General features: G+C 64.0%; 12 protein-coding genes. 9 read left to right on the top strand and 3 right to left on the bottom strand.

The genetic code is table 11. The features are described from left to right. Positions 1–16 precede the first annotated feature (16 nt). The 9 genes from ACMFWR_RS17295 to pyrF all read left to right on the top strand — a co-directional run bounded on the left by ACMFWR_RS17295 (position 17) and on the right by pyrF (position 9,316). Positions 17–700: a 2-dehydro-3-deoxy-6-phosphogalactonate aldolase gene (locus tag ACMFWR_RS17295; RefSeq protein WP_413192820.1), complete on the top strand. Its 684-nt coding sequence runs from the start codon at positions 17–19 to the stop codon at positions 698–700. Further along, complete coding sequence (locus ACMFWR_RS17290; protein ID WP_413192819.1) at positions 697–1,476, top strand: SDR family oxidoreductase; 780 nt, start codon at positions 697–699, stop codon at positions 1,474–1,476. The genes ACMFWR_RS17295 and ACMFWR_RS17290 overlap by 4 nt, the downstream gene beginning before the upstream one ends. Before the next feature lie 135 nt (positions 1,477–1,611). Beyond that, complete coding sequence (locus tag ACMFWR_RS17285) at positions 1,612–2,601, top strand: arabinose ABC transporter substrate-binding protein (protein WP_413192818.1); 990 nt, start codon at positions 1,612–1,614, stop codon at positions 2,599–2,601. 286 nt (positions 2,602–2,887) lie between these two features. Next, on the top strand, positions 2,888–4,414 hold the full coding sequence (gene araG / locus ACMFWR_RS17280) for an L-arabinose ABC transporter ATP-binding protein AraG (RefSeq protein WP_413192817.1): 1,527 nt from the start codon (positions 2,888–2,890) through the stop codon (positions 4,412–4,414). A 107-nt stretch (positions 4,415–4,521) separates the two neighbouring features. Continuing rightward, complete coding sequence (gene araH, locus ACMFWR_RS17275) at positions 4,522–5,514, top strand: L-arabinose ABC transporter permease AraH (RefSeq protein WP_413192816.1); 993 nt, start codon at positions 4,522–4,524, stop codon at positions 5,512–5,514. A gap of 291 nt (positions 5,515–5,805) precedes the next feature. Then, positions 5,806–6,573, top strand: coding sequence for an SDR family NAD(P)-dependent oxidoreductase (locus ACMFWR_RS17270; RefSeq protein ID WP_413192815.1), 768 nt, complete (start codon positions 5,806–5,808; stop codon positions 6,571–6,573). After that, positions 6,570–7,469: an SMP-30/gluconolactonase/LRE family protein gene (locus tag ACMFWR_RS17265; protein WP_413192814.1), complete on the top strand. Its 900-nt coding sequence runs from the start codon at positions 6,570–6,572 to the stop codon at positions 7,467–7,469. The genes ACMFWR_RS17270 and ACMFWR_RS17265 overlap by 4 nt, the downstream gene beginning before the upstream one ends. A gap of 18 nt (positions 7,470–7,487) precedes the next feature. Then, the gene (locus ACMFWR_RS17260; protein WP_413194943.1) at positions 7,488–8,432 is read left to right on the top strand and encodes an aldose 1-epimerase; all 945 of its coding nucleotides are present in this window, start codon (positions 7,488–7,490) and stop codon (positions 8,430–8,432) included. Positions 8,433–8,485: 53 nt separating this feature from the next. Next, positions 8,486–9,316, top strand: coding sequence for an orotidine-5'-phosphate decarboxylase (gene pyrF / locus ACMFWR_RS17255; RefSeq protein WP_413192813.1), 831 nt, complete (start codon positions 8,486–8,488; stop codon positions 9,314–9,316). A gap of 54 nt (positions 9,317–9,370) precedes the next feature. Here the strand turns inward: pyrF and ACMFWR_RS17250 are convergent, their stop codons facing one another. Genes ACMFWR_RS17250 through thiL form a run of 3 tightly spaced genes read right to left on the bottom strand, consistent with a single transcriptional unit; the run spans position 9,371 to position 11,541 of the window. Further along, positions 9,371–9,868 (bottom strand): CinA family protein, encoded by a 498-nt coding sequence (locus ACMFWR_RS17250; protein ID WP_413192812.1) that lies wholly within the window; start codon positions 9,866–9,868, stop codon positions 9,371–9,373. Then, on the bottom strand, positions 9,858–10,565 hold the full coding sequence (locus tag ACMFWR_RS17245; RefSeq protein WP_413192811.1) for a phosphatidylglycerophosphatase A: 708 nt from the start codon (positions 10,563–10,565) through the stop codon (positions 9,858–9,860). The genes ACMFWR_RS17250 and ACMFWR_RS17245 overlap by 11 nt, the downstream gene beginning before the upstream one ends. Then, on the bottom strand, positions 10,558–11,541 hold the full coding sequence (gene thiL / locus ACMFWR_RS17240) for a thiamine-phosphate kinase (RefSeq protein WP_413192810.1): 984 nt from the start codon (positions 11,539–11,541) through the stop codon (positions 10,558–10,560). The genes ACMFWR_RS17245 and thiL overlap by 8 nt, the downstream gene beginning before the upstream one ends. Positions 11,542–11,632 lie beyond the last annotated feature (91 nt).

Here is an 11,632-nt window from a genome sequence, read left to right as displayed (position 1 = left end):
TGGACGCAGACGCCTTATGACTTCCCCCGCCGCCACCGCCATCCCTTACCACCCGCACGCGGGCCTGCACGCCGCCATGCAGGCGTGCCCGCTGATCGCGATTCTTCGCGGTGTCCAGAAGCACGAAATCGTCGCGATCGGCGAAGCGCTCGTCGATGCCGGTTTCCGTGCGATCGAAGTCCCGCTGAATTCGCCGGATCCGTTCGAGAGCATTCGCGTGCTGCGCGCGGCGATGCCCAAGGACGTGATGGTTGGCGCCGGCACGGTGCTCAGCGTGGAGCACGTCTATGAAGTCGCACGTGTCGGCGGCGATCTGATCGTCATGCCGCACAGCGATCCGGCCGTCGTTCGCGCCGCCAAGGCAAAGGGACTCGGCTCTTCGCCGGGTGTGGCGACGCCGACTGAAGCTTTCGCAGCGCTCAGCAATGGCGCCGACGTCCTCAAGATGTTCCCGGCCGAACAACTCAGCGTATCGGTCGTCAAGGCATGGCGCGCCGTCGTGCCGATGCACGTGCCGCTCGTGCCGGTCGGCGGCATCACGCCGACCAATATGGGTCCGTTCCTCGCGGCCGGCGCATCGGGCTTCGGCCTGGGCTCGGCACTCTACAAGCCGGGCAACACGGCAGAAGAAGTCGGCGCGAATGCGCGTGCATTCGTTGCCGGCCTGAAGACCGCTCGTGCAGAGGCACTCGCCAAATGAACCGGCTCGACGGCAAGGTCGCGATCGTCACAGGCGCTGGGCAGGGCATCGGCGCCGCGATTGCGCGTGCGTTCCTGCGTGAAGGTGCGGCGGTCACGCTCGCCGAGCGCAATGGCGCGCAAGCCGAAGCCTATGCGCAGACGCTGCGCAATGAGCTGCCGGGCGCGCGCGTACTCGCCGTGCAGACCGACGTGACCGAGCGTGCGACGGTCGAGCATGCCGTCGCTGAAACCGAGCGTGCGTTCGGCCCGCTCGACGTGTTCGTCAACAACGCGGGCATCAACGTGTTTCGCGATCCGCTGACGATGACCGACGAAGACTGGAAGCGCTGCTTCTCGGTCGACCTCGACGGCGTCTGGAACGGTTGCCGCGCGGCGCTGCCGGGCATGGTCGAGCGCCGCCGCGGCTCGATCATCAATATCGCGTCGACGCACAGCTTCAAGATCATTCCGGGCTGCTTCCCGTATCCGGTCGCCAAGCACGGCGTGATCGGCCTCACGCGCGCGCTCGGCATCGAGTACGCCGCACAGGGTGTGCGCGTCAATGCGATTGCGCCCGGATATATCGAGACGCAGCTCGTGATCGATTATTGGAATGAACAGGCCGATCCCCAGGCGGCGCGCGAAGCGACCTATGCGCTGCAGCCGCCCAAGCGGATCGGCAAGCCGGAGGAAGTCGGTATGACCGCGGTGTTCCTGGCAAGCGATGAAGCCACTTTCATCAACGCCAGCACGATCACGGTCGACGGAGGACGCTCGGCGCTGTACCACGATTGAACGCTGCTCAGATCAACGTCGATGCCGCGACGGGTGTAGCGCGGCGACGACGGCAGTGAACGCCAGCCGGATTGGCCGCGCCCGACTGGCGATATCGAACAAGCGGCCAACTACCTTCTCGTAAGGAGACACAAGATGCAACGCAGAATGTTTGTCAGCCTGATTGCCGCCGCCGCGGCCATGAGCTTCGGTGCCGGCGCTGCGCACGCTGCCGACCCGGTCAAGATCGGCTTCATCGTCAAGCAACCGGAAGAACCTTGGTTCCAGGACGAGTGGAAGTTTGCCGACCAGGCTGCGAAGGAAAAGGGTTTCACGCTGGTCAAGATCGGCGCGCAAAGCGGCGACAAGGTGATCACGGCGATCGACAACCTGGCTGCACAGAAGGCGCAAGGCTTCGTGATCTGCACGCCTGACGTCAAGCTCGGACCGGGCATCGTCGCAAAGGCCAAGGCTGACGGCCTCAAGATGATGACGGTCGATGACCGCCTCGTCGATGGTACGGGCAAGCCGATCGAAAGCGTGCCGCACATGGGCATTTCGGCATCGAAGATCGGCAACCAGGTCGGTCAGGCGCTTGCGGACGAAATCAAGAAGCGCGGCTGGGACATGAAGGAAGTCGGCGCGATCAAGGTGTCGTTCGAGCAGTTGCCGACGGCGCATGACCGTACGTCGGGTGCAGTCGAAACGCTGACGGCCGCTGGCTTCCCGGCAGCGAACATCATCGACGCGCCGCAAGCGAAGACGGACACGGAAAACGCGTTCAACGCAGCGAACATCGCGATCACGAAGAACCCGCAGTTCAAGCACTGGGTTGCATTCGGTCTGAACGACGAAGCCGCTCTGGGCGCAACGCGTGCAGCAGAAGGCCGTGGCTTCAAGGCCGACAACATGATCGCTGTCGGTATCGGCGGTTCGGAATCGGCGATCAACGAGTTCAAGAAGCCGAGCGCAACGGGCTTCTTCGGTACGGTGCTGATCAGCCCGAAGCGTCACGGCTATGAAACGTCGCTCGACATGTACACGTGGATCACGGAAGGCAAGGCACCGCCCCCGCTCACGCTGACGACCGGCGCGCTGATGGAACGCGGCAACTACGAAGAAGTGCGCAAGCAGATGGGTCTGTAATTCCATCGCATGCAACCCGCCAGGCGTGTGAGCGCATGGCGGGACTTGATGTGAAAGATCCGCTTCGGCGGATCGGGACAACCGGTTTTCGTGGGTGCACATGCATGGGATTGTTTTGCGGCACGATGCGAAGCGACGGTAATCGACGTGCATACAGATGCGTACACACGCATTCGGATGCATGCCGGGACGTCAGACCGGTTGTCCGGTTTTCCTTGCTGCGCAAGGAAAGCAAAAGCGGTGCGCCTGATCGGGCGCCAGAATTCTTGGATTGGATGGAGGCGACGTGACCACGACGCTACGTTTTGACAATATCGGCAAGGTGTTTCCTGGCGTTCGCGCACTCGACGGCGTGTCGTTCGAGGTGAACGCGGGCGAGGTGCATGGCCTGCTGGGCGAAAACGGCGCGGGTAAGTCGACCCTGCTCAAGGTGCTCGGCGGCGAGTACCAGCCGGACTCGGGCCGCGTGCTCGTCGAAGGCAACGAAATGCACTTCGCGAGCGCGAAGGAATCGATCGCGGCAGGCATCGCGGTGATCCACCAGGAACTTCAATATGTCCCCGACCTCACGGTCGCGGAAAACCTCATGCTTGGCCGCCTGCCCAATTCGGCAGGCTGGGTGCACAAGCGTGAGGCCAAGCAGTACGTTCGCGAGCGTCTGCTCTCGATGGGCGTCGATCTCGACGTGAACAAGAAGCTGCGCGATCTGTCGATCGCCCAGCGTCAGATGGTCGAGATCTGCAAGGCGCTGATGCGCAATGCGAAGGTGATCGCGCTCGACGAGCCGACCAGTTCGCTGTCGCACCGCGAGACCGAAGTGCTGTTCAAGCTCGTGCGCGATCTGCGCGCGGAAGGACGCGCACTGATCTACATCTCGCACCGCCTCGACGAAATTTACGAACTCTGCACGGGCGCGACGATTTTCCGCGACGGCCGCAAGGTCGCTTCGCACTCGACGCTCGAGGGTGTCACGCGCGACCAGCTTGTGCGCGAGATGGTCGGCCGCGAAATCAGCGACATCTGGGGCTACCGTCCGCGCGAAGCGGGCGAGGTCCGCCTCGAAGTGCGCAATATGGAAGGCTCGAAGCTCGTCGAACCGACGAGCTTCTCGGTGCGCGCAGGCGAGATCGTGGGTTTCTTCGGCCTCGTCGGCGCAGGCCGCAGCGAGCTGATGCGCCTGATCTATGGCGCGGACCGCAAGGCCGCCGGCGAAGTCGTGCTCGATGGCAAGCCGCTCAAGATCAAGCACACGTCCGACGCGATCCGCGCAGGCATCGTGCTGTGCCCGGAAGACCGCAAGGAAGAGGGCATCATCGCGATCGCCTCGGTGTCGGAGAACATCAACATCAGCTGCCGTCGCCACTATCTGCGCGGCGGCCTGTTCCTCGATCACAAGCGCGAAGCGAAGACGGCCGATACGTTTATCGAGCGCCTCAAGATCAAGACGCCGAATCGCCGTCAGCGCATCCGCTTCCTGTCGGGCGGCAATCAGCAGAAGGCGATTCTGTCGCGCTGGCTCGCCGAGCCGGACATCAAGGTGGTGATTCTCGATGAACCGACGCGGGGTATCGACGTCGGCGCGAAGCACGAGATCTATAACGTGATTTATCAGCTCGCCGAACGCGGCTGCGCGATCGTGATGATCTCAAGTGAATTGCCCGAGGTGCTCGGTGTGTCGGATCGTGTGATCGCGATGAAGCAGGGCCGCATCGCGGGCGAGCTCACGCGGGCGCAGGCCAATGAGGCGAGCGTGCTGGATCTGGCGCTGCCGACGGGTCACCCGAAGAAGCAGCAACAGCCGGTCGCAGCCTGAACCGCGCTCAAACCATAGCGCGGCGCTCGGGACCCGCCGGTCCGGAACGCCGCTAGAACGAAGCACAGCCCACCCAAGGCCTAGAGAAAAGTTTGCAGGAGCCCACCATGGAAGTTAGAGAAAAGCTGGCCGAGACACTCGTGCCGCAGAAGAACGACAAGCAGCGCTGGCTGCAGCAGCTGACGGAATACAGCCTGATCGTCATTTTCCTCGTGATGTTCGTGACGACGTCGCTGTTCGTCGATCACTTCTTCTCGATCGAGAACATGCTCGGTCTCGCGCTGTCGGTCTCGCAGATCGGTATGGTCGCGTGCACGATGATGTTCTGTCTGGCATCGCGTGACTTCGACTTGTCGGTCGGTTCGACGGTCGCATTCGCCGGCGTGCTCTGCGCGATGGTGCTCAACGCCACGGGCAGCACGACGCTCGGCATCATCGCCGCGATCGTCGCGGGCTCGATCATCGGCTGGGTCAACGGTGCCGTGATCGCGTATCTGCGGATCAACGCGCTGATCACGACCCTTGCCACGATGGAAATCGTGCGCGGCCTCGGCTTTATCGTGTCGCACGGTCAGGCAGTCGGCGTCTCGTCGGATACGTTTATCGCCCTCGGCGGCCTGTCGTTCCTCGGCGTTTCGCTGCCGATCTGGGTCACGCTCGTGTGCTTTATCGTGTTCGGCATCATGCTGAACAACACGGTGTACGGCCGTAACACGCTCGCGATCGGCGGCAACCCCGAAGCGTCGCGTCTGGCCGGTATCAACGTCGAACGCACGCGCGTCTACATCTTCCTGATCCAGGGCGCGGTCACGGCACTGGCTGGCGTGATCCTGGCTTCGCGGATCACTTCGGGTCAGCCGAACTCGGCGGAAGGCTTCGAGCTCAACGTGATTTCGGCGTGCGTGCTCGGCGGCGTGTCGCTGCTCGGCGGTCGTGCCACGATCTCGGGCGTGGTGATCGGCGTGCTGATCATGGGCACGGTCGAAAACGTCATGAACTTGCTGAACATCGACGCGTTCTACCAGTACCTCGTGCGCGGCGCGATCCTGCTCGCCGCTGTGTTGCTCGACCAGTTGAAGAACCGCGGCTCGCGCGACTAAGCGTTTCGCTGCACTGCATCATCGATTTGCGTGCGCCGGCTGATGCCGGCGCACGCATAATGGCGCCAGTTTTTTCAAATTCCGTAAGGGGCGCGCCGTCACCCCGTGCCGGGTCACCGCGCAGTTGTCACGGTGGCCTGCGAGCATGGACGGCGTGCCTGCGATGCCTGCCAGCATTCGGAAACAAGCCGACACGAATGATCGGCCACCAATCTGTCTATACCGCTCCGGCTTCGCTGCCCGCCAGGCGGGCGCCGCCGGCTCCGATCCAAATTCATTGAAGGGATTCAGATGTCGTCTCCTTATGGCCAGTTTCCGAGCCTCGTCGATCGCACCGTTCTGATCACCGGTGGCGCGACCGGCATCGGCGAAGCATTCGTCGAGCATTTCGTCGCCCAGGGTGCGAAGGTCGGCTTTGTCGATCTCGACCAGGCTGCCGGCGAAGCGCTCGCTGAACGTCTGGGCGATGCGCGCCACAAGCCCATTTTCCTGCGCTGCGACCTGACCGATATCGACGCGCTGCGCAAGGCCGTCGCCGATATTCGCGCCGCGCTCGGCCCGATCGGTGTGCTCATCAACAATGCGGCCAATGACGTGCGCCATACGATCGAATCGGTGACGCCGGAAAGCTTCGACAAGGGCATCGCCGTCAATCTGCGTCATCAGTTCTTCGCGGCGCAGGCCGTGATCGACGACATGAAGTCGCTCGGGGGCGGGTCGATTATCAATCTCGGCTCGATCAGCTGGCTGCTCAAGAATGGCGGCTATCCGGTCTATGTTGCATCGAAGGCGGCGATCAAGGGCCTCACGCGCGGCCTCGCGCGCGATCTCGGTCCGTTCAATATCCGCGTCAACGCGCTGGTGCCGGGCTGGGTGCTCACGAAGAAGCAGCGCGAAATGTGGCTGACCGACGAAGGTCGTGCCGATATCAAGCGCGGTCAATGCATCGACGCCGAGTTGATGCCGGAACATATTGCACGCATGGCTCTGTTCCTTGCGGCCGACGATAGCAATATGATCACGGCTCAACATCTCGTCGTCGACGGAGGCTGGGCTTGAAAGCACAATTGCTGCTCGATACCAAGTGCACGCTCGCGGAAGGTCCCATCTGGGACGCCCGCGCGCAAGCGCTGTTCTTTACCGATATCTACGAATCGGTGCTCTACCGGCACGATCCCGCACGGCGCGAACTCAAGACGTTCGCCATGCCGGAGCGGCTCGCGACCTACGCACTGTGCGAAGACGACCGCTATCTGCTGCTCGGACTTGAGTCGCGTCTGGCGTTCTATGAGATCGCAACGGGCCGGGTGACCACCATTGCCGAGATCGAGACGGGCATGCCGACGCGCCTCAACGACGGCCGCCTCGATCGTGAAGGGCGGTTCGTGTTCGGTACGAAGGACGAATCGGGCGAGCATAAGGTGCAGTGCGCTTTTTACCGGCTCAACCTCGACCTGTCGGTCGAGCGCCTGCCGCTGCCGGCGTGCGAAATCTCGAACAGTCTCGCGTTTTCGCCCGACGGCCGCACGATGTACTACTGCGACACGCCGACGCGCACGATCCGTGTCTGCGACTATGCGGTTGACGGTACGATCAGCAACGACCGGCAGTTTCTGGCGCTGACCGACGACACGGGCTATCCCGATGGTTCGGCGATCGACAGCAACGGCAACCTCTGGAATGCGCAGTGGGAAGGCCGGCGCGTGGTGTGCTACAGCCCGCAGGGGCGCGAGCTTCAGCGGATCGAGGTGCCCGAGTTGCAACCGAGCTGCCCGGTGTTCGGCGGCGAGGACTTTGGCACGCTGTACGTGACGACCGCGCGTGAAAACATGACGGATGCGCAACTTGAAGCCGAACCGACCGCGGGCGGCATCTATGTTGCGCAGACGGGCGTGAACGGCGCGCGTGGCCTGCCGGACACGCGCTTTGGTGCAAAGCCCGCGTTCGCGGCGTAGCGGAGTCAAGTCTTGCCTGTGAAGTCGCCTCACTCGTTGAAGCAGAAGTCGTCGCGCACCGAGCGCGTCACGCTGGCCACGCCGGCGTTACGCCTCGAACTCGCGCCGGGCATTGGCGGCGGGATCACCCGTTTTGACTGGATGCGCGGCACGGATGCCGTGCCGCTGTTCCGCCCGGTCGAGCAGGCGCGGGTTGCCGACCCGACCGAACTCGCCTGTTTCCCTCTCGTGCCGTATTCGAACCGGATCGCCAACGGGCGATTCGTGTTCGAAGGCCGTGAGGTCGACGTCGCACCGAACCGCGCTGACGAACGTTTCCCCCTGCACGGCTCGGGATGGCTCAAGGCCTGGACGGTCGAAGCCGCCACCGGGACGAGCGCGACGCTGTCGTTGGTCGAACGCGGGCGTCCGTATGCGTTCTATGCCGCGCAGCATTTCGAGGTTGTCGACACGACGCTGACCGTGCGTATCGAGGTCGAGAATCGCGGGAAGGTGGCGTTGCCGTTCGGCATCGGCCTGCATCCCTTTTTGCCGCGAACCCCGCAGACTTTGCTGCTCGCGCCTGCGACGGGCATGTGGCAATCCGGCAGGGACTGGTTGCCGACGCGGCATCTTCACACGCCCGCTGCGTACAGTTACGGCATTGCTTATCCCTTACCCGGGCGCATGGTAAATCACGCGTTTACGGGCTGGATGGGGCGTGCGCGCGTGCTCTGGCCCGAACTCGGACTGGCGCTCGACGTCGCGGCGGACACGGACCAATACCTGCTCTATACGCCCGAGCGGAAGGACTGGTTTTGCTTCGAGCCCGTCGATCATCCGGTCAACGCGGTCAATCTGCCGGGCGGCGCCGTCGCCCATGGCATGACGGCGCTTGGGCCGGGGCAGCGTCTTGAACGCACGTTCCGATTTACGGCGGACCTGTTCGCTACAATATCGCTGTTTCAGCCGCGCGCTGACTGAAGTGGCCGATGCGGTGCGGCGCGTGCAGCACCCGTCCTCAACACCCGATCTCCATGTCTTTTACCCGTAGCCTTGCGTCCGCGTGGGCGCGCACCGACTCGCTCCTCTGCGTCGGGCTCGATCCCGAACCGAAGCGGTTTCCCGCTCACTTCGCCGGGCGCGACAACGCGATTCTCGAGTTCTGCCGTGCGATCGTCGATGCGACGGCGCCGTTCGTATCGTCCTTCAAGCCACAGATTGCGTACTTCGCGTCGAATCGCGCCGAAGCCCAGCTCGAGCAGTTGATCGAGCATATTCATGAGCATCACGCCGGCATTCCGGTCATTCTCGACGCGAAGCGCGGCGATATCGGCAGCACGGCTGAGCAATACGCGCGTGAGGCCTTCGAGCGATATCGCGCGGACGCAGTGACGGTGAATCCGTATATGGGCTTCGATTCCGTCGAGCCGTATCTCGAACATGAGGGCAAGGGCGTGATCGTGTTGTGCCGTACGTCGAACCCCGGTGGGTCGGATCTGCAGTTTCTCGAGACGGGCGGGCGTCCGTTGTATCAGCACGTGGCCGACCTTGCAGCGAACAAGTGGAATGCAAGTGGCGAGCTGTCGCTCGTGGTTGGCGCGACGTTCCCCGCAGAGATCAAGGAGGTCCGTTCGATCGTTGGCGACATGCCGCTGCTGATTCCGGGCATCGGCGCGCAGGGCGGCGACGTGGTGGCGACGGTGAGCGCCGGGCGCACGGCCAACGGGACAGGGATGATGATCAATTCGTCGCGCGCGATTCTTTACGCGGGCAACGGAGAAGATTTCGCCGAGCGCGCCGCCGACGCAGCGCGCGCGACGCGCGATTCGATCAACTCGGCACGCGCGACGGCAGCGGCGCGGTGAGCATCGAGAGCGTCTGACCGGGACGGCCGCGTGAGTGGCCGCCGGCCCCGACGCTTATTCGCTCTCGTCGAGCATCGTCAGCAAGCCGCGCAGTGCATGGGCGGCAGCCTGAATGCGGATCTGGCGACGATCACCCTTGAGATGCATCGTCTGGCAGAGCGTGTGAACACGGTCGCTCCAGCCGAATGACACGGTGCCGACAGGCTTCTTGTCGGTTCCGCCGCCGGGGCCAGCGATACCCGTCACCGATACCGCGAGCTGCGCGCGGCTGTTGCGCAGCGCGCCTTCCGCCATCGCGCGCGCGACGGCCTCGCTGACCGCGCCGTGTTTGTCGATCAGCTCCGCGGGGACACCGATCATCTCGGTCTTGGCCTGATTCGAATACGTGACAAAGCCGCGCTCGAACCACCCGCTGCTCCCGGAGATATCGGTGATTGCGCCGGCGATCATGCCGCCCGTGCACGATTCGGCCGTCGTCAGCATCAGACGCTCCTCGCGCAGGCGGTTGCCGACCCGGATCGCGAGCTGGTGAAGCGTATTTTCAGTGTCCATAGTAGGTGCGTACGAGCGCGATCACGAGCAGCGTCATAAAGGCCGCGACGATATCGTCGATCATGATGCCGAGGCCGCCCTTGAATGTCCGGTCGAACCAGCGGATCGGCGGCGGCTTGATCATGTCGAACAGGCGGAACACGACAAAAGCGAACAGTTGTCCGGCAAACGTCGCAGGCGTCACGAACAACATGACCAGCCAGAACGCGACGATCTCATCCCAGTTGACCGCACCGGGGTCGGCCGCGCCGAGGCGGCGCGCCGTGAAGTCCGTGGCCCAGATGCCGACGAAGAAGCCGAGCACGATCAGCGCGATCCATCCGGCGGAGGTCAGGTAGGGATTGAGCACCAGGAACGACACCCAGCCGAACACCGTACCGACCGTGCCGGGCACGAACCGCGACAAGCCGGTGCCAAAACCCAACGACAGCAGATGGGCCGGGTGGGAACGCATGAATTCGGCGGTCGGTCGCGCGCCGCGGTTCTTGCCGCCCGATGGCGCTTGCGGGCCGAGGTTCGACGGGCCGCCATCGCCCGTCGGGCCAGGTCCTGGGCCACCGTCAGTCGCGGAGCCCTTGCGATTGCGGAAGTAGCCAAAGCGGCCGCCAAAACGGCGACGAAGCTGAGCGTCGCGTTGTGCGTTTCGCTCGGCTTTGCGCTCGGGGTCGGCGTCAATAATGTCGTGGGGGTCAGTCATCGAAGTGATCGAATCCGCGCAAGGCAAGCGGCACGGGCTTGCCGTCGCCATCGGTCCAGACGATACGGGCCTCGTCGGCGCGTGTGTCGAAGGCCGTTATTGTACCGACGCGCGTGACAGGCACGCGACACGACGCGCCGGCGGCCAGCACGGCGTCGCGCGCGGTCACGGGCGCGGTGAAGCAGAGTTCGTAATCGTCGCCGCCGGCGACCGTGCACTGTCGCTGAATCATGGCGGGCTGATTGGCAAGAATCGCCGAACGAGGCAGGGCGTCGAGGTCGATCCGGGCGCCCGCGTTCGAGCGCTCAAGGATATGGAGGACGTCTCCCGCGAGGCCATCGGAAATATCAAGCGCCGCATGCGCGACGCCGGCCAGCGCAGCCCCGAGTGCCAGGCGCGGCTCGGGCCAGTCCATGGCACGACGCGCGGTCGCCAGATCTTCAGGTGTGAGCGGCCACTCCTCTCGCAGTCCGCCCAGCGCAAGCCGTGCATCGCCGAGTGTGCCGGAGATCCAGATATCGTCACCGGGCGCCGCTGCGTCACGGCGCAGGGCGCGCGTCGCTTCGACATCACCGAACACCGTTACGCACAGGGTCAGCGGGCCCTTGGTCGTGTCGCCGCCGATCAATTCGCAACCGCTACGGTCGGCGAGCGCATACAGGCCGTCCGAAAAGGCTTCGAGCCACGCTTCGTCGATCGACGGCAGCGCCAGCGCGAGCGTGAACGCGCGCGCGGCGGCGCCCATCGCAGCGAGATCCGACAAGTTCACGGCGAGCGTCTTGTGGCCCAGCGCCCGGGCATCGGCTCCGGCGAAGAAGTGCCGGTCCTCGACGAGCATGTCGGTCGAAATCGCAAGCACGCGCCCCGGCCTCGGCGCAAGCAGCGCGCAGTCGTCGCCGACGCCGAGAATCGCGGCATCGGGAGATTTTTCATGTCGCGAGAAATAGCGGCTGATCAAGCTGAATTCGTTGAGCATTGAAGGAAATTGGCGTCGGCGGGCCGATTCGTGCGGCATTGCAGCATAGACAGGCAAGATGTTCCACCCCCAGTTCGCGGTATTTTCGGCG

Origin of the sequence: Pararobbsia alpina (assembly GCF_965118125.1) — a bacterium.
GTDB classification, from domain to species: Bacteria; Pseudomonadota; Gammaproteobacteria; order Burkholderiales; family Burkholderiaceae; genus Pararobbsia; species Pararobbsia alpina_A.
This window is presented reverse-complemented; position numbering and strand designations above follow the sequence as displayed.

Excerpts from the sequence above, each read along its gene's own strand:
- ACMFWR_RS17295 (WP_413192820.1), top strand. The coding sequence starts at position 17 with ATGACTTCCCCCGCCGCCACCGCCATCCCTTACCACCCGCACGCGGGC.
- ACMFWR_RS17290 (WP_413192819.1), top strand. The coding sequence starts at position 697 with ATGAACCGGCTCGACGGCAAGGTCGCGATCGTCACAGGCGCTGGGCAG.
- ACMFWR_RS17285 (WP_413192818.1), top strand. The coding sequence starts at position 1,612 with ATGCAACGCAGAATGTTTGTCAGCCTGATTGCCGCCGCCGCGGCCATG.
- araH (WP_413192816.1), top strand. The coding sequence starts at position 4,522 with ATGGAAGTTAGAGAAAAGCTGGCCGAGACACTCGTGCCGCAGAAGAAC.
- ACMFWR_RS17270 (WP_413192815.1), top strand. The coding sequence starts at position 5,806 with ATGTCGTCTCCTTATGGCCAGTTTCCGAGCCTCGTCGATCGCACCGTT.
- pyrF (WP_413192813.1), top strand. The coding sequence starts at position 8,486 with ATGTCTTTTACCCGTAGCCTTGCGTCCGCGTGGGCGCGCACCGACTCG.
- ACMFWR_RS17250 (WP_413192812.1), bottom strand. The coding sequence starts at position 9,868 with ATGGACACTGAAAATACGCTTCACCAGCTCGCGATCCGGGTCGGCAAC.
- ACMFWR_RS17245 (WP_413192811.1), bottom strand. The coding sequence starts at position 10,565 with ATGACTGACCCCCACGACATTATTGACGCCGACCCCGAGCGCAAAGCC.
- thiL (WP_413192810.1), bottom strand. The coding sequence starts at position 11,541 with ATGCTCAACGAATTCAGCTTGATCAGCCGCTATTTCTCGCGACATGAA.